This is a genomic window from Cohnella phaseoli (assembly GCF_003386235.1).
GTDB lineage: Bacteria > Bacillota > Bacilli > Paenibacillales > Paenibacillaceae > Cohnella > Cohnella phaseoli.
On the sequence record NZ_QRDZ01000027.1, the window covers coordinates 77,187 to 97,975 of the forward strand.

The 20,789-nt window shown below is 56.0% G+C and carries 20 protein-coding genes; 17 read left to right on the forward strand and 3 right to left on the reverse strand.

The window, feature by feature from the left end; all coding sequences use genetic code 11:
• The first annotated feature begins 11 nt into the window (after window positions 1–11).
• From DFP98_RS27630 to DFP98_RS27640, 3 genes are all read left to right on the forward strand, one after another.
• Window positions 12–1,670, forward strand: coding sequence for an FAD-binding dehydrogenase (locus DFP98_RS27630; protein WP_116063868.1), 1,659 nt, complete (start codon window positions 12–14; stop codon window positions 1,668–1,670).
• Complete coding sequence (locus DFP98_RS27635; protein WP_116063869.1) at window positions 1,667–1,861, forward strand: hypothetical protein; 195 nt, start codon at window positions 1,667–1,669, stop codon at window positions 1,859–1,861. Before DFP98_RS27630 ends, DFP98_RS27635 begins: the two co-directional genes overlap by 4 nt.
• A 209-nt stretch (window positions 1,862–2,070) precedes the next feature.
• A complete protein-coding gene (locus tag DFP98_RS27640) occupies window positions 2,071–2,514 on the forward strand; it encodes a YdeI/OmpD-associated family protein (protein WP_116063870.1) in 444 nt (147 codons plus the stop codon).
• Here the strand turns inward: DFP98_RS27640 and DFP98_RS27645 are convergent.
• Complete coding sequence (locus DFP98_RS27645) at window positions 2,480–3,424, reverse strand: DMT family transporter (RefSeq protein WP_116063871.1); 945 nt, start codon at window positions 3,422–3,424, stop codon at window positions 2,480–2,482. The two genes, DFP98_RS27640 and DFP98_RS27645, sit on opposite strands and share 35 nt — an antisense overlap.
• Window positions 3,425–3,530: 106 nt before the next feature.
• Here DFP98_RS27645 and DFP98_RS27650 point away from each other — a divergent pair, with 106 nt between their 5' ends.
• The 13 genes from DFP98_RS27650 to DFP98_RS27710 all read left to right on the forward strand — a co-directional run bounded on the left by DFP98_RS27650 (window position 3,531) and on the right by DFP98_RS27710 (window position 18,311).
• A complete protein-coding gene (locus tag DFP98_RS27650; RefSeq protein ID WP_116063872.1) occupies window positions 3,531–4,874 on the forward strand; it encodes an aminotransferase-like domain-containing protein in 1,344 nt (447 codons plus the stop codon).
• A gap of 123 nt (window positions 4,875–4,997) precedes the next feature.
• Window positions 4,998–5,678 carry a nicotinamide riboside transporter PnuC gene (pnuC, locus tag DFP98_RS27655; protein ID WP_116063873.1) on the forward strand — a complete coding sequence of 227 codons (681 nt, stop codon included), beginning with the start codon at window positions 4,998–5,000 and terminating at the stop codon, window positions 5,676–5,678.
• On the forward strand, window positions 5,675–6,706 hold the full coding sequence (locus DFP98_RS27660) for an AAA family ATPase (RefSeq protein WP_116063874.1): 1,032 nt from the start codon (window positions 5,675–5,677) through the stop codon (window positions 6,704–6,706). The genes pnuC and DFP98_RS27660 overlap by 4 nt, the downstream gene beginning before the upstream one ends.
• A 54-nt stretch (window positions 6,707–6,760) precedes the next feature.
• Window positions 6,761–7,657 (forward strand): NUDIX hydrolase, encoded by an 897-nt coding sequence (locus DFP98_RS27665; protein WP_116063875.1) that lies wholly within the window; start codon window positions 6,761–6,763, stop codon window positions 7,655–7,657.
• A complete protein-coding gene (locus tag DFP98_RS27670; protein ID WP_116063876.1) occupies window positions 7,654–8,241 on the forward strand; it encodes a riboflavin biosynthesis intermediates N-glycosidase in 588 nt (195 codons plus the stop codon). The genes DFP98_RS27665 and DFP98_RS27670 overlap by 4 nt, the downstream gene beginning before the upstream one ends.
• Entirely contained in the window at window positions 8,216–9,043 is an 828-nt protein-coding gene (locus tag DFP98_RS27675) for a TIGR02452 family protein (RefSeq protein ID WP_116063877.1), read from the forward strand. The genes DFP98_RS27670 and DFP98_RS27675 overlap by 26 nt, the downstream gene beginning before the upstream one ends.
• A 266-nt stretch (window positions 9,044–9,309) precedes the next feature.
• Window positions 9,310–9,861: an RNA 2'-phosphotransferase gene (locus DFP98_RS27680; protein ID WP_116063878.1), complete on the forward strand. Its 552-nt coding sequence runs from the start codon at window positions 9,310–9,312 to the stop codon at window positions 9,859–9,861.
• An 87-nt stretch (window positions 9,862–9,948) separates the two neighbouring features.
• Window positions 9,949–10,470 carry a hypothetical protein gene (locus tag DFP98_RS27685; RefSeq protein ID WP_116063879.1) on the forward strand — a complete coding sequence of 174 codons (522 nt, stop codon included), beginning with the start codon at window positions 9,949–9,951 and terminating at the stop codon, window positions 10,468–10,470.
• Window positions 10,467–11,942, forward strand: coding sequence for a serine hydrolase domain-containing protein (locus DFP98_RS27690; protein WP_116063880.1), 1,476 nt, complete (start codon window positions 10,467–10,469; stop codon window positions 11,940–11,942). Before DFP98_RS27685 ends, DFP98_RS27690 begins: the two co-directional genes overlap by 4 nt.
• An 83-nt stretch (window positions 11,943–12,025) precedes the next feature.
• The gene (locus DFP98_RS27695; RefSeq protein ID WP_116063881.1) at window positions 12,026–14,698 is read left to right on the forward strand and encodes a YhgE/Pip domain-containing protein; all 2,673 of its coding nucleotides are present in this window, start codon (window positions 12,026–12,028) and stop codon (window positions 14,696–14,698) included.
• A 108-nt stretch (window positions 14,699–14,806) separates the two neighbouring features.
• Window positions 14,807–15,829 carry an ABC transporter substrate-binding protein gene (locus DFP98_RS27700; protein WP_181917980.1) on the forward strand — a complete coding sequence of 341 codons (1,023 nt, stop codon included), beginning with the start codon at window positions 14,807–14,809 and terminating at the stop codon, window positions 15,827–15,829.
• A 79-nt stretch (window positions 15,830–15,908) separates the two neighbouring features.
• Window positions 15,909–17,492, forward strand: coding sequence for a helix-turn-helix domain-containing protein (locus DFP98_RS27705; protein WP_116063883.1), 1,584 nt, complete (start codon window positions 15,909–15,911; stop codon window positions 17,490–17,492).
• A 78-nt stretch (window positions 17,493–17,570) separates the two neighbouring features.
• Window positions 17,571–18,311: a Bax inhibitor-1/YccA family protein gene (locus DFP98_RS27710; RefSeq protein ID WP_116063884.1), complete on the forward strand. Its 741-nt coding sequence runs from the start codon at window positions 17,571–17,573 to the stop codon at window positions 18,309–18,311.
• Between the two features lie 78 nt (window positions 18,312–18,389).
• Here the strand turns inward: DFP98_RS27710 and DFP98_RS27715 are convergent, their stop codons facing one another.
• Window positions 18,390–19,091, reverse strand: coding sequence for a glycosyltransferase family 2 protein (locus DFP98_RS27715; RefSeq protein WP_116063885.1), 702 nt, complete (start codon window positions 19,089–19,091; stop codon window positions 18,390–18,392).
• Window positions 19,092–19,300: 209 nt separating this feature from the next.
• Between DFP98_RS27715 and DFP98_RS27720 the strand changes: the two genes are divergently transcribed.
• Window positions 19,301–20,170, forward strand: coding sequence for a sigma-70 family RNA polymerase sigma factor (locus DFP98_RS27720; protein ID WP_116063886.1), 870 nt, complete (start codon window positions 19,301–19,303; stop codon window positions 20,168–20,170).
• On the opposite strand, the gene DFP98_RS27725 is transcribed toward DFP98_RS27720, so the two are convergent.
• Window positions 20,163–20,609 carry a carboxymuconolactone decarboxylase family protein gene (locus tag DFP98_RS27725; RefSeq protein ID WP_116063887.1) on the reverse strand — a complete coding sequence of 149 codons (447 nt, stop codon included), beginning with the start codon at window positions 20,607–20,609 and terminating at the stop codon, window positions 20,163–20,165. The genes DFP98_RS27720 and DFP98_RS27725 overlap by 8 nt on opposite strands.
• Between the last annotated feature and the right edge of the window lie 180 nt (window positions 20,610–20,789).

Sequence of the window (20,789 nt, forward strand, 5' to 3'; positions counted from 1 at the left end):
GGGAAGGTTCCATGGAGAGAGAGTTCGATGCGATCGTAGTCGGAGGGGGACTCGCCGGGCTGGTCGCCGCCGCCGAGCTTGCCGACAAGGGGAAGAGAACGCTGCTGCTGGATCAAGAGCCGGAAGCCTCGCTCGGAGGACAGGCGTGGTGGTCGTTCGGAGGGCTGTTTCTGGTCGACTCTCCGGAGCAGCGCCGGCTGGGCGTCAAGGACTCGAAGGAACTGGCTTTGCAGGATTGGATGGGCTCTGCGGGCTTTGACAGGGCCGAAGAGGATCATTGGGGGCGGAAATGGGCCGAGGCTTATATCGATTTCGCTGCCGGAGAGAAAAGAGCCTGGCTTCACGGGTTGGGCGTGCGCTTCTTTCCTATCGTCGGCTGGGCGGAGCGAGGCGGCTATTTGGCGGAAGGTCACGGCAACTCCGTGCCGAGATTCCATATCGTGTGGGGGACGGGGCCGGCGATCGTCGCGCCATTCGAACGGCGAGTCCGTGAGCATAGAGACGGCGGAAGGCTCGTCTACCTGCCGCGCCATCGCGTCGATCGTCTGATTCGCCAGCAAGGCGCGGTCGTCGGTGTAAGCGGTTCCGTACTTGCGGCCAGCGATGCGGCAAGAGGAGAAGCCAGCTCCCGCGACATCACTGGGGACTTCGAATACCGTGCGCGAGCGGTGCTTGTCACAAGCGGAGGGATTGGCGGCAACCCCGATCTTGTTCGAGCCAACTGGCCGAGCCGACTAGGCGAGCCCCCAAAGCACATGCTATCCGGCGTTCCCGCCCACGTGGACGGCAGAATGCTTGGCATTGCCGAAGAGGCCGGAGGGCGTATCGTGAACCGCGACCGGATGTGGCATTATACGGAGGGGATCCGCAACTGGAGCCCGATCTGGCCGAACCACGGTATTCGCATTCTTCCCGGACCGTCATCGCTGTGGCTCGATGCCCGAGGCAAGAGACTGCCTGCTCCCAATTTCCCCGGCTTCGATACGCTCGGCACGCTGGAGACGCTTCGCCACACGGGTTACGATTATTCATGGTTCATTCTGACGCAGAAAATCATCGAGAAGGAATTTGCGCTGTCCGGCTCGGAGCAGACTCCGGATTTAACGGGCAAGAGCGTACGGCAGGTGTTGTCTCGGGTGCTGCCGGGACCTACCGCTCCGGTTCAGGCTTTCCTCGACAAAGGCGAGGATTTCGTCGTGGCCGACAATCTGGCGGAGCTGGTGGCCGGAATGAACCGGCTGACCGGAGAAGGGCTGCTCCGCTTCGAAGAGATCGAGAGGCAGGTGCTGGCGCGGGACCGGGAGATGGACAACGCGTTTACGAAGGATTTGCAAATTACCGCGCTTCGCGGCGCGCGCCAGTACAAAGGCGACAAGTTCATACGCGTCGCGCGACCGCACAAGCTGCTCGACCCGAAGAGCGGACCGCTGATCGCCGTAAGATTGCATATCGTCAGCCGCAAGACGCTCGGCGGCCTGCAGACGGATCTGTCCGGGCGAGTACTAGGCACGGACGGTGCACCGGTCCCCGGTCTCTACGCTGCCGGCGAAGCTTCCGGATTCGGAGGAGGCGGCATGCACGGCTACCGCGCGCTGGAAGGCACCTTCCTCGGCGGCTGTCTGTTCTCGGGCCGGACGGCGGGGCGAGCGGCTGCGGAGGATATTGGGTGAGCTGGAGACATCGGATTTGCGAAGTTTCGTACTTGAAGGATGGAGATGCGGGGAACAGCGCGATAGGTACGGCACCTCTTAGCGTGCGCGATGGCGGTGCAGGAGCGTTTGCAGGAGGAGGTGCAGATCCCGTCGATTCCATATTTGCCAATAAAGCGGATCTTCCGCTTTATTTCCGGATGCGGGGCTGATTCGGCGCGACTAATGCGGGTTTCCCGCTTTATTTTTCAAAAAATCCGCTTTTCCTGAAATTATAACGGAGAATCCGCCCTATTTTCCTCAAAATGGCTGAGTCCCCGCATTTAAGGCGGATTTTCCGCTCTATTGCATTATCGTCCAACTGGCTCTTCTCGGCAGAAAGGGTTGATTTCGGATCGAAAAAAGATTGGAGGAGACCGCAATGAAATTCAAAACGACGATCGAGCTTGCCGGCAAGACCGCCACAGGTTTGCATGTGCCTGATGAGGTAGTGGCTTCTCTCGGCCAAGGCAAGAAGCCAGCGGTCCGTGTCACCGTTGGCAGCCATACGTACAGAACGACGGTAGCCGTTATGGGCGGAAGGTTTATGATCCCGTTAAGCGCGGAAAACCGGACGGCGGCCGGAGTCGCCGCCGGAGACGAGGTCGAAGTCGGCATCGAGCTCGATCTCGAGCCTCGCGAGGTGGAGGTTCCGCCGGACTTCGCGGACGCGCTGGCGGAAGAGCCCGACGCGCATAAGGCGTTCGAAGGGTTGTCCTACAGCAACAAGAGGCGAATCGTTCTTTCCATCGAAGAGGCCAAGACGGAGGAGACGAGGCGCAAACGGATCGTTAAAGCGATCGCTTCACTGAAGGAGAACGTCTGACTTCCGGAGCTGCCGGGAACAGTCGGATCTGCGTGAAGACGACGCCGGCGATAATGACGGCCGCTCCGATCAAGTCGTAGTAAAACAGCTTTTCGTCCAGGAACAGAACGCCCGCCACCATCGTAATGACAGTAGCCAGGTTGATGAAGACGCTGACCTGCGAAGCTTTCAGCACGGACAGGGCATAATTGGACAGAAGCGCACTTCCTAACGAAGCCGCGATTCCCAAGTAGAGTACGGACATCAGGAAGCTGCTGTCGCCCAAAGGCTCGAAATAGGTGGACAACGTACCGCTGGCTTGATGCTGAATCAGCGCCGAGACGTTAAATACGATAAATCCGAATGAAATCGTGACGAACGCCAGCTCGAATGGAGAGAACCTGCCTTTGGTCCTCCTCACGAGAACGCTGTAACCGGCGGAGGACAGAGAGGACAAGAGAATCAGGAACGAGCCGAGCAAAGACGCGCCGGCCGGATGAACGCCCTGCATGATGAAGATGAAGACGAAGCCGCCCGTAGAGAGCAGGATGGCCAGCTTTTGCTGCAGGGTGGAATGCTCCTTCAGGAAGGAAGCGGCCATCACCAGCGTAAACACGGGAATGCAGGCTTGGATGATGCCGGCCGCGGAAGACGTCGTATAGGCCAGTCCGAACGTCTGGAACAGAAAAAAGCCTGCCGGATAGAGCAGCGCGATCGGTAGAATGGCGAGTAGATCCTTCCGCCCGAGGGAGAGCTTGATCTTGCCGAGCGCCACCGGGATCAAGGCCGCGAGCAGCGAGATCGTGAATCGATGCGCTAGCGTGTCGAGCGGGCTGGCAGTCGTCAGGCTGATTTTCACGAACAGGAAAGAAAAGCCGATGATGGCGGTGTAAACGAGCGTTGCGATGTAAGCTTTGCCGGTCTGATTCATAGATGGATCCTCCAAACGAAAATAGCGATAACGACATCGTAACCTCGAAACAGTTCGGTTACAATGAAAGAAACCGGTAACTGTACCGGTACAGAGGAGCGGGAGCATGTATATCTACTATCGGATTGCGGACGAATTGGAGGAAGGCATCAAGCAGGGAACCTATCGAGAGGGAAAAAAGCTGCCCTCGGTTCGCGAGCTTTGCGCAGTCTATCGCTGCAACAAGAGTACTGCAATCCAGGCGCTAAAGGAGCTGGAAAATCGGAAGCTGGCCTATGTCGTTCCGCGTAGCGGACATTACGTGCTGAAGAGGTCGTTCCAGTCCGCGCGGGAGCCTCGGGGCGAATACGACTTCGCGACCGCTGCGCCGGATTGGAACGCGTTCCCTTATGCAGAATTCCAGCACTGCATCCGCAAGGCGATGGATTTCTATCAGCGGGATTTGTTCGGCTACGGAACGCAGAGAGGGCTGCCCGCGCTGCTGAAAGCTGCCAAACAGCAGCTGGAAAGCCATCAGGTGTTCGCCAAGGAGGAGCGGCTGATTGTGACGTCCGGCGTTCAGGAGGCGCTGTTTATCCTGATCTCGATGCCGTTTCCGAACGGAAAGGAGACGATTCTCGTCGAGCAGCCGGGTTATCATCTGGTCGTGGAGTACTTGAATCGGTTCGGCCGCAAAGCCCTCGGGATCGAAAGAACCGCCCATGGAATCGATCTGGCCCGGCTGGAGGAACTGTTTCGACAGGGCGACATCAAGTTTTTCTGCACGATGCCCCGCTTTCACAATCCGCTCGGAACGTCCTATTCAAAGCAAGAGAAGCTGGCGATATTGAAGCTTGCGCATAAGTATGACGTGTACATCGTCGAGGACGATTTTCTCGCAGACTTCGAACGGGATGCCAAGGCGGACCCGATCTACAGCTATGATGCGCACAATCGCGTCGTCTACTTGAAAAGCTATTCGAAGATTATGTTTCCGGGACTGCGGATCGGCGTGGCTGTGCTCCCTCCGACGCTGATGCCCGTTTTTCAGGAATATCGGACGTATATCCACATCGACAGCTCCATGATCTCGCAGGGTGCGTTGGAAATCTATATTCAGAGCGGCATGTTCGAGCATCACCGTGATAAAATCCAGACGCCCTATCTCCGTCGCGCCCAAGCGCTGAACGATGCGGTGGGCGTCATGGGCGCGACGCTTCCGGACCTCGTCCGGCTGGCCGGGCCGACCGGTTGCATGCATACGCATATCGAGCTGGATCGGCGCGTGAATGTAGATAGACTGATCGAAGGCGCGGAGCGCAGGGGCGTCGTTGTCGAGACGGCGAACATCAACTATCTCGCCGACTTCCCGAGGCGCAAAATCGTTAAGCTGAACGTGTCCATGGTCGAGGCGGAACGGATTGGGGAAGGGATCGGGCGGTTGGCGGAGGTTTTGTCGACGCTTCGGTAAAAAAAGGATTGCATCCCGTCGGTCTTTCTGTTATTTTTGATATTAACAAATTGTTATTATCAAAACATTACAAAGATGTTCGCTTCAGCATTCGATGGGCGGGCGGCAGTCGGAGGGATACGGATGAAGAAGCTGTGGGGCAGTTGGAACGTTTACGAGATCGCATGGCTGGCTTTGTTTTCGGGAGTCGCCATCGCGTTGACGGTTATTATGAAGGATACTGTATTTGGTTTTACCGTGTTTCTCACAGGCGTCCTCTGCGTCGTATTGGCGGCCAAAGGCAATCTGATGACTTACGTGTTCGGAATGTACAATACGTTCGGTTACGCTTATCTGGCTTACACGAACGGGCTGTTCGGCGAGGTGGGGCTGAACCTGCTATTCTTCGTGCCGATGAATGTGGTCGGTTTCGTTATGTGGAAGAAGCATCTTCGCGGCAATCAACAGGTTAGTATGAGGCAGCTGGATATTAGAGGTTTGGTGATTGTGGCGGCGATCTGCGTGGCGGGCAGCGGTGCTCTCGGGTATGGCCTGTCGTTGATCGAGGGGCAGAATTCGCCTTACATCGACGCGCTGACGACTGTTTTATCGATTGTGGCGACGATTTTGATGGTGAGAAGATACAAGGAGCAATGGCTTGTCTACATTGTGCTTAATGTTTTCACGGTGCTGCTGTGGGTGATCCGAACGGCGGACGGCAGCCCGGACGGCATGCTGATGATCGTGATGTGGAGCGCGTATCTGGTCAATGCGATATACGGCTACTACACGTGGAATAAAGGGGCAAGGGAGGCGCGGGCATGAAAACGTTGGGTTTAACGCTGGGCAAATTCGCCCCGCTGCATAAGGGACATCAATATATGTTCGAGACGGCTTTGCGCGAGGTCGACGAGCTGATCGTGGTCATTTACGAGACGGATGTGACTCCGGTTCCGCTGCAGGTTCGCGCCGCCTGGATTCGCAAGCTGTACCCGACCGTCAGAGTCATCGAGGCGTGGGCCGGGCCGGACGGCTATTCGAACGACCGGGAGCACGAGATTCGCGAGGAACAGTACATTCTCGGACTGTTGAACGGCGAGCAGGTGACGCATTTCTATTCCAGCGAGTTTTATGGCGAGCATATGAGCAAGGCGCTCGGCGCAATCGACCGGCGGGTGGACGAAGCGCGCGGCGTCGTGCCGATCTCGGCGACGATGGTTCGCTCCGATCCGTACAAATACCGGGAATTCGTCAGCGATATCGTCTATCGGGACTTGATCGTTAAAGTCGTCTTCGTAGGAGCGATGTCGACGGGGAAATCCACGATTACCGAGGCGCTGGCCAAACGGTACGGAACGACGTTTGCAAGCGAATACGGCCGGGATTACTGGACCGAGCATCAAGTGGACCGCAGAATCGATCTGCCGGCCTTCGACGAGATTGCGATCGGCCACCTTGAACGTGAAGAGCAGGCGCTGCTGGAGGCGAATCGCTACTTGTTTGTGGACACTAATGCGATTACGACCTATATGTTCGCGCTTGATTATCACGGAACGGCGCCGGAGCTGCTCACCCGGATTGCGCTCGAGAACGCGCAGCGGTACGACCTGTTCTTCCTGTGCGACGACGACATTCCGTACGACGATACATGGGACCGGAGCGGGGATCAGAAGCGCCATGTGTTCCACAAGCAGATCATTGCGGATTTGAAGCAGCGCCGGATTCCCTACATCACGCTGAGGGGCGACCTGGAGGAACGAATGAGCAAGGTCGCCGAGGTACTGGCCCGGTTTATGCCTTATAGCAACTTTTTCGGAGAGCTGACCGACAGAGGTTCAAGCAGATTGTCGTGAGCGAGCATGTTGAGCGTAAGGGCAGAACGAACGAGATTGGACGGGGATAAAAAAATGGACGTGCGGGATCGCGACGGTTTGACGGAGAGGGAGTTTTTAGAGCGGTATAGCGCAGGCGACTACGAGCGGCCTTCCGTGGCGGCGGATATGGTCATTTTCACCGTGACGGATGAGGAAGAAGACAACTACCGCAAGCTTCCGGAGAAGGAGCTGAGGGTTCTGCTCATCCAGCGCGGCGGCCACCCCTATCTGGGACGTTGGGCGCTGCCGGGCGGCTTTGTTCGGCCGACGGAGACGACGGAGCAGGCCGCACAGCGGGAGCTGAGCGAGGAAACGGGCGTGGACAACGTCTATCTGGAGCAGCTATACACGTTTAGCGATATTGGGCGCGATCCTCGGACATGGGTGATGAGCTGCTCGTATATGGCGCTGATCGATGCCGGCAAAGTGCAGGTGCGGGCGGGAGACGATGCGGCGAACGCCGCGTGGTTTAAGGTGGCTTACCGTCTCCTGGGGGAAGGGAAGGAGCTGCTTAAGGACGGCGGATACGTGAGAACGCAGCAGCACGAGCTTAGGCTGGTGTCGGAGCACGGCGAGTTGACCGCGATCGTGGAGCGGGCACAAACGGTGACCGAGACGGCTTCCTGCACGTCCTACAGGGTCGTGTCCAACGACGGGCTGGCGTTCGATCATGCCAAAATTATCGCGTACGCGATTGAACGTCTGCGAGGCAAAGTGAACTATACGGATATCGCGCTGCATTTGATGCCGAAGCTGTTTACGCTGACGGAGCTGCAGCAGGTGTACGAGGTCATTCTGGACAAGGAGCTGCTGAAAGCCGCCTTCCGGCGCAAAGTGGCCGATCTCGTCGCCGAGACGGACCATTACACGGAAAACGTCGGTCATCGTCCGTCCCGCTTATATCGCAGAAATTTGGAGGAATTGCGATGATTTACGATTTGGAACAGCTGCGGAGCGCCTGTCGGGCGGGCCGCAAGTTTAAATATTTGTTTTTCTGGGGCCATACGCCGCCTGTCGACGGTAGCGTGAACCAGAGCTGCTTAAGCCAATGGTGGATGAGCCCTTTTGAAATAGAAGGAACGGAGTACTCCTGCACCGAGCAGTACATGATGGCCGAGAAGGCGAGGCTGTTCGGAGACGGCGAGATGCTGGCGGCAATTATGCAGGCCAAGCATCCTAAGGAAATGAAGGCGTTCGGCCGCTCCGTAGGAAACTTCGACAAGGACGTGTGGGAAAGTCGCTGCTACGAGATCGTGAAGCGGGGCTGCTTGGCTAAATTTTCGCAAAACCCGCAGCTTTGGGACTTCTTGAAGTCAACCCGCAATCGCATTTTGGTCGAGGCCAGCCCTCCTGACCGCATCTGGGGCATCGGCATGGGGCAGTCCAATCCGAACGCGGACAATCCGCTGCAATGGCGGGGAAGAAATCTGCTCGGCTTTGCGCTGACCGAGGCGCGCGACGAGCTGCTACAGAAAGAAGGGAATACGAATGAACCGCAAAGAGATCGCACATGAGACCGTGCGCATAATGGAACAAGGTTGGTACGAATATGAGGGGCGACGGATCGACTTCTCGGTGCAGCAGAAGCGCTCAGAGGAAGCCAGCGTGCTGATCTCCCCGGAGCAGGGGCGAGAGATGGCAGCTCGGGTACAGATCCCGGAGACGCGGTCCGTGGCAGGGCGAGATCGCCGTTCCGTCGCCAACGAACCGACCGTCAAGGCGATTCTGGATTTCGCGAAAGCCGGAAAGCCTCGCGTCGGCGTACTGAATTTCGCCAGCGCCAAAAACCCCGGAGGAGGCTTCCTGAACGGAGCCATGGCGCAGGAGGAAAGCTTGGCCGCTTCCAGCGGACTGTACGGCACGCTGCTGCGCAACGATGAATATTACAAAGCCAACCGCGCTTACTCGTCCATGATGTACACCGACAATGCCATCTACTCCCCCGACGTCGTTTTTTTCCGGGATGAACGGTTTGAATTGCTGCATGCTCCGGTGACGGCCTCGGTGCTGACGCTGCCCGCAGTCAACTTCGGACAGGTGCTGTTGAAAGGGGAAGATCCGGCTAAGGCCGAGCAGGCGATGAAGGACCGGATGCGGCTCGCGCTTGCGATTTTTGCTTCGATGGGGGATGAGAATTTGATCCTCGGAGCCTACGGCTGCGGCGTGTTCCGCAACGATCCGGTCAAGGTGGCTGCCTGGTGGAGGGAGCTGCTGGACTCGGAAGGGTATGGCGCTCTGTTCGGTGAAATCCGTTTTTCCGTACTGGACGCCAAGGATGGAAAATGTATTAGCGCCTTTGAGCGGGAGTTTGGATGAGAACAGGAAGTTGGAACGATCATGCGATAAAGCGGAAAATCCGCCTTAAATGCGCGAAACGGCCCATTTTGAAGGAAATAGAGCGGATTATCGGCTTTAAATTCGAGAAAAGCTGATTTTTTGAAAAATAAAGCGGAAAATCGGCTTTAATCGGGCCGAATCAGCCTGGCAGCCGGAAATAAAGCGGGAGACTCGCCTTATTTAAAAATGCTGCGAAATTAGCCGTACACTTTACAAAAAGTTTATGAAGAGAGGAGGGTTGCAAGATGCGAAAGAACGACAGGGACGTCGCGCTTGGGCGGTTTCTGAGCCTGGTGCTTCGCCATAATCCAGCTGCGGCGGGAATTAAACTGGACGACAACGGTTGGGCCGATGTCGACAGCCTGCTGGCAGGCTGCAATCGCGCGGGCAAGAAGATCGACCCGGAAACGCTGGAGAGAATCGTTCGCGAGAACAACAAGCAGCGATACAAGTTTAACGAAGACCGAACCCGGATACGGGCCAATCAGGGGCATTCGGTGACGGTCGACGTGGAGATGGAGGAATGCGCTCCTCCCGAAAGGCTGTACCACGGAACGGCTTCCCGTTCATTAGAGAGTATTCGCGCTGAAGGCATCCAAAAGGGGTCCCGGCAGCATGTGCATTTGTCGCGTGATACGGAGACGGCGATGCAGGTAGGCAAACGGCACGGGAGGCCACTCCTGCTGCGGGTCTCGGCGGCGAACATGCATCGGGACGGCCACAAGTTCTGGTTATCCGAGAACGGAGTCTGGCTGTGCGAGCATGTGCCGTGGGCGTATGTGACGCAAGAAGAATAGGCTAAGAGGACTGAGGCATCTGGCGGAATCGAACCTTTTCCCTTTACCCGACCAATATGGGGCAAGAGAGATGAGGGGGAGAAGCCGATGAGAAAATTGATGCTTGTGTGGATTGCGGTAATGGCGCTTGCGCTGGCGGCGTGCGGAGACAAGAAGGAGGCGCTGCCGTCTCCATTGGACTATATGGATTCCGTGGCGAGCGTAGACCTGGCTGCCGAGACCGGAGGGCTGAGCGATCTCGGTATTTCAGAGCAAGAGGTGGTCGCTCAGCGCGGAGAACCGAAGCTGAAAGGAAAGCTGCAAGGCTCGACGAGCTGGCGGGGAGATGTGGTCCTCGATTACGGAGATTTCACTTACAATCTCAATGGCGGGCGGGTCGAAGGCTATTCTCTGAACGGGGAAGCGGCGACGGCTAGGCAGGTGAAAATCGGCGATGACGGGGCTCGGATAGAGACGCAATACGGCAAAGACCATTACGTGCGCGAGATCGATCAATTGCGAATTTGGGGTTACCTGGATAAGGAGAACGGCAGAGCGATCGAATTCATGATGGAAAACGATCGTGTGACGATGATCGCCGTAGCCGATTTTGCGATGTATGAGTCATGAAAAGGGTGTTAGGTCTACTGTTAGGTCTGCTGTTTGCAGCGCTGATCGCGACCGTATCGTTCTTCCCTCCGTATGGCGTGCATGCGTCCGCGGCGTCCGGTTTGGGGCTGGATACGGCGAAGATCGATGCTCTGGTTCAAGAGGCGATGGAGCAGTATCGGATTCCGGGGCTGGCCGTCGGTTTCGTGCATAGAGACCACACGGTGTACGTGCAAGGATACGGGATAGCCGACGAAGGCAAGCGGCCGGTATCCCCCGCAACGCCGTTCATGCTAGGCTCGATAAGCAAATCGTTCACCGCGCTTGCGATCATGCAGCTTGTCGAGCAAGGAAGGCTAAAGTTGGACGATCCCGTCCGGCAGCACTTGCCGGAGCTGCGCTGGGAGGAATTCGAAGCGGGCGGTCCGGTCACGGTACGTCATCTGCTGAACCAGACGAGCGGATTGTCTACCTATCACGGCAAAGCGTGGCTTGCCGACGGTAAACTCATGCCGGCGGATGCGCTCCGCCGGTTGGACGGGGTTAAGCTTAAAGAGGCGGCGGGAGCCGTCTTTTATTATTCCAACGTTAATTTCGTATTGCTTGGAGAGATCGTGGCCCGGGTCTCGGGAATGAGCTATGAGAAATATGTCGTCAAGAGCATCTTTCAACCGTTGGAGATGCGGAATAGCTTTGACGGGAATTCGGATGACGGAAGAATGGCCGTCGGCTATCAGTCCGTATTCGGCAAAATGCTGGAGACGAGGCACCCGATAGCGCCAGCGCTCGTTCCCGCCGGTTTTTTGGCTGCCTCGGCTGAGGATATGACGCATTACCTGACCGTTCAGCTCAACGGGGGGCAATATGGCGGCCGAGCAATTTTGACCCCGGAAGGAATCCGAACGATGCATACGCCGGAAGCCGGCCAATCCTACGGCTTTGGCTGGTTTGCTTTCGGAGACAGGATCTGGCACGGCGGGGACAATGAAAACTTTCACTCCGACGTGATCGTCGATCTCGATTCGGGATGGGGGCTCGTCGTGCTGATGAACACGAATGACGCGTTGAAAACGACGTTATACGGCCATGCCTACGGCGAGCTGTCGATGAGGCTGATGGAGGCGGTAGTGCGCGGTGGCGATCTGCCGCCGGGGTACCCGCCCTCAGTTCGATTTGGTCCCATTGAAGAGATCCTTAACGCCGCTTATGCAGTTGTGATGGTATGGATCGCAGCCGTTGTCGTTGGGATAGTTGTTCACCGCGGAAGGGGGGGCAGCCGGTTCCCGGTCTGGCTTCGAGCGTTGGCGATCGCACTTCTTTACATCATGCTGCCGCTAACGGTACTGATCGCAGTGCCGCGGCTGGCCGGAGCGCCTTGGGGAACGGTGTTAAGATTTTGCCCAGGCTCGGGGCATGCTCTGTTGGTTTTATCGTTCGCGTTAATTGTGCTCGGAACGGTCCAAATGTTCTCGCTTACAGCCCGGCGAGTATAATCCGCGGGACACGTTTATAAAAAGGGGAAATATGGTACGATAAGTCAGAGCATAAGCAAAGGCAGACAGTAGGAGACGAGACGATGCGTGCCATATTGAAAATTTATACGACGGATTGGAAAAATATCTTCAAGGTGCCTACGGGCATTTTCTTGATTTTGGCTATTATTTTGCTTCCGTGCTTGTACAGTTGGGTCAACATCAAGTCGGTGTGGGACCCGTATGCCAATACTTCCGGCGTGAAGGTTGCGGTAACGAACGAGGACCGGGGAGCGACTGTGCTGGATAAGAGCATCAATGTCGGAGAGGGCCTGATCGACAATTTGCGTAAAAACCCGAAGCTGGGCTGGACGTTCGTCGACCGCGAGGAAGCGGAGCATGGAGTAGACAACGGCACGTATTACGCGAGCATTCTCGTGCCCGCCGATTTCTCCGAACGCATTACGGGAATTGCCGAGGGGCGGCTTGACCGTCCCGAGGTCGTCTATACGGTGAACGAGAAGATCAACGCGATCGCGCCCAAGATTACGTCTTCGGGCGTATCCGCGATCGCGAAACAGATCAATGAAAGCTTCGCGGAGGCGGTCAGCGAAGCGCTGCTGACGAAGCTTCAAGAGGTCGGGGTGCAGGTCGAGGATCAGCTTCCTACGATTCGTAAAGTCGAGAGCGGCGTTTTTGAGCTGGAAAGCAAACTGCCGGACATCCGGGCCGCTGGACAGAAGGTGTTGGAGCTGGAGCAGAAGCTGCCCGAAATTCACGACAAAGCGCAGATTATTACGCAGGTCGAGGCGAAATTGCCGGAAATCGAGCAGGCGGCCAAGCATCTGCTGAAGCTTCAGCAGAATTGGCCGAAAGTCGAGGCCGCCGCCTCGGAGGTGCTGGTCATTCAGCAGAAGCTGCCGCTCATTCGACAGGCCGCGGACCGAGTCGCCGAGCTGGATCGCAACTTCGACCGCGTGGCGGAGGCGATTCAGCTCGCGTCAGACAAAGCGGCCAAAGCCACGGAGCTTGTTGCGGCGGCCCAAGAGGCGCTGCCGCGGGTGGCGGAGATCGCCGACAAAGGCATTGCCTTTGCGGAGGGTCTCAACGGTTTTCTAACGGCGAACGCGGGGGCTTTCGAGACGATCGCTCCAATCGTGAAGCAGAATCTGATTTTAGCACAACAGGCCGCAGATGCGGTCGCTCAGCTTACCGGACGGCTTATGGGCATCGACCCGGAGAAGCTGCCGACTCCGGAAGAGGTGCGCGCGGTTAGAGACCGTCTGGTTGGGGCGGCAGGCGTGCTAGAGAGGACGGCTGCGCTGCTGGAGCGGATCGACTCCTATTTGCCGGGAGAGGCTTTGGGCAATGCGGCTAAGAGGATTGGCGACGCAGCGGACCGGATGAACCGGCAGGCGGAAATATTGGGCGTTATCGCGTCCGGGCTGGAGAACGGCAAAGCTCCCGCGAAGGAGCTTGTCGAGCGGCTGAACGCGTTGTCCAAAGAAACGAGCGGGGCGCTGGGAGACGTCTTGGCTCGCTACGACAGCGAGATTGTCCCGGCGATTTCGCGCGGACTCGGCAAGCTGACGGAAGCTGCGGGAACTTCGGCTGAGAAGCTGCGGGAGGCTCAGGCGAGGCTGCCGGACGTCGCAGCGATATTGGAGGATGCGCAGGCCGGGCTGCTCTTCGGACAAGAGGAGCTGAAGAAGCTTCAGGGCGATCTGCCGCAAATCCGGGAGAAGGTGCACGAGCTGTCGCAAGCTTTCGGAGAGAAAGCGAAGGCGTTCGAGCAGGCAGTGAATCTCGCGGCCCCGTTCGTTCGCGACGAACTTCCGGCAATCGGGAAGAAGCTGGATCAGGCGGCGGCGTTCGTGAAGAACGACTTGCCCGAAGCGGAGCGGGAACTGTCCAAGCTGGCCGACTTCGTGCGGAACAAGCTTCCGGAGGTCGAATCCGGCGTGCACAAGGTGGCGGGACTGGTCAAGAACGATCTTCCGGAGCTGGAGCGCGCGGTGCGCACGGCGGCGGACAAGCTGCGCGAAGTCGAGGAAGACAATCATTTTGCGGAGCTGTCCAAGCTGCTGCGGGGCGATATTCGGAAAGAAAGCGAGTTTCTGGCCAACCCCGTTCTCGTTAAGGAAAATCGCAAATATCCGATACCGAACTACGGCTCGGCCATGTCGCCGTTCTACTGCGTGCTGTCGCTATGGGTCGGCGCGACGCTGCTCATCTCCTTGTTGAGAACGGAGCCCGACGATCGGGAAAACTACAAGGCCTATCAGCTGTTTCTGGGCCGTCTGGGAACCTTCGCGACGATTGGGCTGCTGCAGGCGCTGTTTATTACGCTGGGGGATCTTTTCATTTTGGATGCTTACGTCGCCGATCCGCTCGAATTTGTCCTGTTCGCCATGCTGGTCAGCCTCGTGTTCGTGACGATCACATATACGCTGCTGTCGGTTTTCGGCAATGTGGGCAAAGGGATAGCGATCATCTTTATGGTGTTTCAATTTTCCAGTTCGGGAGGCACGTTCCCGATCAGCACCACTTCTCCGTTCTTCCAGGCGCTGAACCCGTTTATGCCGTTCACTTATGCGATCAGCCTGCTGAGGGAGGCGGTCGGCGGCATTCTGTGGGAGACGGCGTTGAAAGACATGCTTGCGCTGATCTTATTTATCGCACTGAGTCTGGTTCTGGCGCTGGCGCTGAAGCGGCCTTTGAGCGGAATTATCCGCAAGTCTACGGAGAATGCCAAGAAGACGAAAATCATCGCGTAGGTGTCCGAATATTTCATGTCCAATGTCCGAATGCAACATGGCAAGCATGATGGGGAGTTTGTTATCATTGATAACGGTTCTCATCATGGAGTAAAGAAGGGAAAGCTCATGTTCATTCGGAAAAATGTTATGCTGCTAGCCGCGTTCTTCCTAGCCGCGGTTTTAATAACCGGTTGCGGGAAAGGGGAAGAGGGCTCGAATGCCGGTCAGTCGGCGCTTCCGTCCTCCTCTGCGGCGGAATCTCCATCTCCGAGCGAAAGCGCGCAAAGCGCTGATCCGTCCGGCACCAGAATCTATAAAGACGCTTTGGGCAGAGAGGTTGAAATTCCGACTCATCCCGAGCGGATCATTACTTCCCAATACCTGCCCCAAATGATTGCCCTGGGAATAAAGCCGATAGGGGCGGCCACCCATCTGTTAACGGGATTCGACGCGATCAAGGATCAGATCGGTGGGATCGAGGATGTCGGACCGGCCAATGAGCTGAATATCGAGAAAGCTTTAACGCTGCAGCCGGATCTTATTCTTGTAGCGGAATGGAACAAGGATAGTGTGGAGCAGCTCAGCAAGATCGCTCCTACAGTTGTCGTCCAATGGGCGGACAAGGATCCGTTCGGCCATCTGCGCGAAGTAGCCGACGTGTTGGGCAAGACCGACGAAGCGGAGCAGTGGATTCAAGCTTACGAGAAGAAGAGCGAAGAGGCTCGGAGCAAGCTGGCCGGTCACGTTGCGGACGGCGAGACGTTCGGCGTCGTCGTAATCGGAGGCTATGAAAACAGACAGCTTCGAGTATACGGCTCCGGCAACGTCGGATATACTTTATTCGAAACGCTTGGGCTTTCCATGACCGATCGCGTCAAAGCGGCATGGGAGAAGGGCGATAATGGCCAGGGCTTGGCGATTTCGCTTGAACAGCTGCCCGAGCTTGCCTCCGCGGACCGGCTGTTTCTAGTAACGTTCCATAACGATGAAGACTTCGTGAAGGAAGTCGAGCAGAGCAAGCTCTGGGCGAACCTCCCGGCCGTCAAGAACGACAAGGTTTACACGGTGGACGACGGGCTATGGTTTTCTTACGACGTCATGTCCTTCGCGGCCCAATTGGACGATGCCGTTCGATTGCTGACTCGTTAAGCTTCATAATGAATGAGATTGAGGAAGTTCTCCGATACGAACCGGGGGCTTCCCTTTTCCTATAGGAGGGAAGATTTGCGTGTCCGCCCCTAATGGCTTTTCGCCGCGATTGTCCGCCGTCTACCTCTGGGAGGATATTCGGATCGAATCATTCTCGCCTTCATCGGGAATTCACGATCGGAAATATGAGAAGCATGCACTGATCGTTGCCCGCGAAGGGGCGGGGCAGTTGTCGGCGGGAGGACGGGAATACGCGCTGGAGTTTGGAAAATGCTTCATTTTCCCTCCGGGCACATCGCTGCAATTTGATAATTTCTCCGATTATCCGCTTAGCGCATATGTGTTGGAGTTCTATCCGCTCACACTGGCTGGGGAGGGGCAGTCGACGATTCAGCAAGGAGAATGGGGCATTATTCCGTTCACTCGGATGATCGAACAGGTTCGAGTACTGTACGAGAGCAGGCATGCGGAGGAAGGGGCGGAGCCCTATCGGCAACATTTGCTCTTCCAGGAAATCATCTATCTTGTGCTGCAATCGGAGGCGAGGAAGCCGAACGACGACAGCAGTCAAGCGGTTCGCCAGACGATCGAGTTCATCAAAGCTTCTTATGCCCTCGAATTGACGCTTGCGCAATTGGCCGAAATGGCGGATATGTCCGAGAGGCACTATTCTCGGCTTTTCTTAAAGCTGACCGGAATGAGTCCGATCGAATACTTGATCAAGCGCCGTCTGAATCGCGCCAAGCAGCTTTTGTTGACGTCGGGAGATTCGATTCAGGAAATTGCGGCCATAACCGGCTTCCGCGATCCGTTTCATTTCAGCCGAAGCTTTAAAAGACATATGAACGTCTCTCCCCGCGTCTACGCCCGTCTCCGAAGGCAGGAAATCCGCATCGTCTGCATGCAGTATTTAGGAGATTTGCTAGCGTTGGGCGTGACTCCGGTAGGTGCTCCGGAACTGCTCCTTAAAGGAGGTTATTTACGTGCGAAGACTTCGGATATTGCCGCTGTCGGTTCTTCCGTCGTTCATCCGAATTTGGCTCGAATCGCCGAATTGCGTCCGGACGTCGTGCTGACCTTCGATGGACACCATTATGAGGACTACGCGCAAATTGCACCTACGTTAAGCATCCCGTGGTTTACGCCATTTTTTGAACGATTTCGCTTTATTGCGAACTGGATCGGCAAGGGGAAAGAAGCGGAGCGTTGGATCGAAGAGTATCAAGCGCAAGTTGCAGAGACGAGAAGATCGGCAATGAGCGGTCTGGAGGCAAATGCGACCTTCTCCTTCTTCTGGATGAGAGGACTTCCCGAGTCGTTTCAGGTGTATTACGACATGCCGGTATTGTACAGGGATTTGCGCTTGCCGGCCCCCGAGGCCGTTGCCCGCGTCCAAAGGCAGGAGGGACATGAGTTCAAGGAGGATATTCCGATTGAAGAGATAGCTCGGTATGCGGGAGATTATCTCTTTATCGTCGTTTCGGAGGATGCCGAATCCTTGCTTGGCTGGGAGCGGCTGAAGAAGCAGCCGCTCTGGCGCGAACTGGAAGCCGTTCGGCGCGACCGTGTCTATCGGCTGACCGAAGACTGGATTATGACCGACCCGCTCTCCTTGTCGGGACAGCTCAAGGATTTCGCTCGAATGCTGACCGAGAGACGCTGACTTTGGAATTTAAGGATGGAAGCCGGACGGGGTGGGATGCTATAATTGGAATAATCTTACGGACAAGGTGGGTATGGAATGATTGGACGCAGCGGTAATCCAACATTAAACGATAGTACGTTCGAGAACTCCGGACATTACGGCGGAACGGAGCGAATGACGATCGACGGCACGGTGAACAAATCGTTCATCACGCTGGCGATTTTGCTCGGAGCGGCGTTCGTGACGTGGTCGATGTTCTTCAACGGCCAGAATGTGACTCCTTTTATGATCGGCGGTGCGATCGGCGGACTGGTGGTCGCTCTGATCGTTAGTTTCAAAGCAACGACCGCTCCCTATCTTGTTCCGGTCTACGCTGCGCTGGAGGGCATGTTCCTCGGAGGGCTGTCCGCGACCTACGAATCTCTGTACAACGGCATTACGCTACAGGCTTCCTTGCTGACCATGTGCGTATTTGTTGCCTTGCTGCTTGCGTATAAGGCGCGGATCATCAAAGCGACCGAGAACTTCAAGCTTGGCGTGTTCGCGGCGACGGCGGGCATTATGCTTCTGTACTTGGCGAGCTTCGTGCTCGGTTTCTTCGGAATCACGATTCCGTATTTGCACGACAACAGCCTGATCGGTATCGGCATTTCTCTCGTGATCGTGGTTGTGGCGGCGCTTAATCTGGTGCTCGATTTCGATTTCATCGAAAGCGGCGCGCAGCAGGGCGCACCGAAATACATGGAATGGTACGGCGCGTTCGGCCTGATGGTTACGCTTGTCTGGCTGTATATTGAGATGCTTCGCCTGTTAGCCAAGATCGCCAGCCGCGATTAAAGCGGCTAGTTGGGATGACGAAGGGCTGTTTCGCTTTTGGCGGAGCGGCTCTTTTTTGTGGTTATAGCCCACGGTTTTTCAATGCTTACGCAAGGCGAAACGAAGGTAATCCTTTGTCACGGCCACAGGCTGACTGCCTGTCAGGAAGCGCTGATCGCTCACCCGCCATGTGTGCGTGGATTTATCTTTTCTGCGAATATAGACGTAGTTGTAGGGGGTAGTGGCGTATATGGAGTAGCCCTTTTTTGCGCAATCCCGTAGAAATTTGACGTCCTCGCCAAGCGAGAGATTTTGGAAGCGTACATTTTTGAGAATTTCTCTCCGAAACAAGAGGGTTCCTCCTTGAACGAAGCGGACGAATTTGTTCTTTTCTTGAGGAGAGCGAATGATAAGCTTGTTGCTCGCGACCAAATAGACCAAGCACGCGTGCTTGCCTGTCACCGGACTTTTCGTGCGCAGAAGCGCTTTGACTTGCTCGTTCAGATAGTAAGGGGAATAATAATCATCGTGGTCGAATTTAGCAATGAGCGGATATTTGGCCCTGCTGATGCCGCAGTTCAAACATTGGCCTAACGAGATTTGCTCCGGAACTTGATAAACGGATACATTCGGGAGGATGGACGCTTTTTTTCTCCATTCCTGCAAATTGAGGCTGTCCTTGTTAAGGATAATAATCAATTCTTTGCGCCTATAGCGCTGCATGCGGTAATTGTTCAAAATATTTAGGAGAAAATCAGGCTGATTCGTGCAAGTGATAATGGACACACCCGGTTTGGACAACGCTTTCCCCTCCGCTCGGTTACCTGGCTTTATCCTTTTATGAAATTCAAAATCAAGGGGCTTTGCTTGGGCAGAATTTGAGGGAGAGTAGCGATACGCAACGTTTCCGATCGTCAGGCGGCAAGGACGGAAGGCGGGCAACGACTATCACAAAAAGGTGCCTTCCATTGTCGTAGTACTAACGAATCAAGAAGCAAGGAGGATTGCCGATGACAGTCGCCCAAACCTATGAGCGATACCAGTCGATGCTCTTCGGATTGGCTTATCGGATGCTGGGGATGGCTGCGGACGCGGAGGATATCGTTCAGGACGTGTTCGCTCAATATATGCAGGTCGATTCGACGGGAATTTTGAATGAGAGAGCTTATCTGGCGAAAATGACGGCGAACCGCTGCATCAATCTGCTCAAGTCGTCTCGCCGCAAGCGGGAAACGTATGTCGGGGAGTGGCTGCCCGAACCGCTGCCCGGCGGAGAATCGGTCGCCGATCCGGCGGAGCGCCGCGACAGCATCGGTTATGCGTATGTTGTTTTGCTGCAGAAGCTTACTCCGTTGGAGAGAGCGATTTACATTCTGAAGGAGTCGCTAGGATTCGAATATGCGGATATCGCGGGCATTCTGGATCGCACCGAGACGAGCTGCCGGAAAACGTTCAGCAGGGCAAAGGCGAAGGTAGGGGACGATTCGGCCGCACCGTTGACGGGAGAGGTGGTGAAGGATGCCAAGGAGCGCTTTGTCGATGCATTTCTTCGCGCATCGGATACGGGCAATTTCCGGCCGCTGCTCTCGTTGCTGCTCGATGATGTCGTCCTGATTACGGACGGGGGAGGCAAAGCTCGGGCAGCGATCAATCCGATCTTCGGGATCCGGCGAGTACAGGCGTTCCTCGAAGGCTTGTCCTCCAAGGGTACTTTTCAGGAGGGCTGCGAACGCATCTTTATAAATGGAGAACCGGCCGTGCTGCAACGGAAGGAAGGGCGGATTGTGAAAGTGCTGTACGCAGAATGGGAGCCGGATGGCTCCCGTATCCGCCGTCTTTATATCATCGTAAATCCGGATAAGCTGACTCGATTCACTTGACGGCGCCTGGGTACAGGCCCGTGGATACGCCGATGCGATTCCATGCATTGATGACGTTAATCGCCATGATCAGGTCGATGAATTGTTTTTCGCTAAAGTGCTGACGTACGCGATCATAGACTTCCTTAGGGACTCCGGCTTCAGACAGCTTGGTCGCGTACTCCGTCAGCTCGATCACGGCGCGTTCCTCCGCAGTAAAATGCGGCACCTCATGCCAAGCGGTCAGCAGTAGAAGCTTCTCCGCGCTTTCGCCCATGCTCAGCAGATCCTTGGCATGCATATCGATACAGTACGAGCAGTTGTTGATCTGCGAAGCGCGCAGCTTGATCCACTCGTACAGCTTGCGATCCAGCCCGCTGTTCTGAATAAATTGCTCAAGCCCGAGCATAGCCTTGTAGGCAGCCGGGTTGGCCTCGTAATGATTCATTCTAAGCTCCATATTGAATCTCTCCTCACAGTCCTTTATTTGCTTACATGATTAAGACAACGAGGAAACCGGATTTGTGACACGGGGAAGCTCTCCATGAAAGTCGTCCACCACACGTGCTTTATCCCCGTCATCCAACCAAAATCCGCTCCAATAGTTCCGTCACGCGTGCTTATTCCCGCCATTCAACCA

Coding starts and splice junctions, on each gene's coding strand:
- DFP98_RS27665 (WP_116063875.1), top strand. CDS start 6,761: ATGGACGTGCGGGATCGCGACGGTTTGACGGAGAGGGAGTTTTTAGAG.
- DFP98_RS27680 (WP_116063878.1), top strand. CDS start 9,310: ATGCGAAAGAACGACAGGGACGTCGCGCTTGGGCGGTTTCTGAGCCTG.
- DFP98_RS27710 (WP_116063884.1), top strand. CDS start 17,571: ATGATTGGACGCAGCGGTAATCCAACATTAAACGATAGTACGTTCGAG.
- pnuC (WP_116063873.1), top strand. CDS start 4,998: ATGAAGAAGCTGTGGGGCAGTTGGAACGTTTACGAGATCGCATGGCTG.
- DFP98_RS27695 (WP_116063881.1), top strand. CDS start 12,026: ATGCGTGCCATATTGAAAATTTATACGACGGATTGGAAAAATATCTTC.
- DFP98_RS27720 (WP_116063886.1), top strand. CDS start 19,301: ATGACAGTCGCCCAAACCTATGAGCGATACCAGTCGATGCTCTTCGGA.
- DFP98_RS27640 (WP_116063870.1), top strand. CDS start 2,071: ATGAAATTCAAAACGACGATCGAGCTTGCCGGCAAGACCGCCACAGGT.
- DFP98_RS27725 (WP_116063887.1), bottom strand. CDS start 20,609: ATGGAGCTTAGAATGAATCATTACGAGGCCAACCCGGCTGCCTACAAG.
- DFP98_RS27690 (WP_116063880.1), top strand. CDS start 10,467: ATGAAAAGGGTGTTAGGTCTACTGTTAGGTCTGCTGTTTGCAGCGCTG.
- DFP98_RS27650 (WP_116063872.1), top strand. CDS start 3,531: ATGTATATCTACTATCGGATTGCGGACGAATTGGAGGAAGGCATCAAG.
- DFP98_RS27685 (WP_116063879.1), top strand. CDS start 9,949: ATGAGAAAATTGATGCTTGTGTGGATTGCGGTAATGGCGCTTGCGCTG.
- DFP98_RS27675 (WP_116063877.1), top strand. CDS start 8,216: ATGAACCGCAAAGAGATCGCACATGAGACCGTGCGCATAATGGAACAA.
- DFP98_RS27630 (WP_116063868.1), top strand. CDS start 12: ATGGAGAGAGAGTTCGATGCGATCGTAGTCGGAGGGGGACTCGCCGGG.
- DFP98_RS27700 (WP_181917980.1), top strand. CDS start 14,807: ATGTTCATTCGGAAAAATGTTATGCTGCTAGCCGCGTTCTTCCTAGCC.
- DFP98_RS27645 (WP_116063871.1), bottom strand. CDS start 3,424: ATGAATCAGACCGGCAAAGCTTACATCGCAACGCTCGTTTACACCGCC.
- DFP98_RS27670 (WP_116063876.1), top strand. CDS start 7,654: ATGATTTACGATTTGGAACAGCTGCGGAGCGCCTGTCGGGCGGGCCGC.
- DFP98_RS27660 (WP_116063874.1), top strand. CDS start 5,675: ATGAAAACGTTGGGTTTAACGCTGGGCAAATTCGCCCCGCTGCATAAG.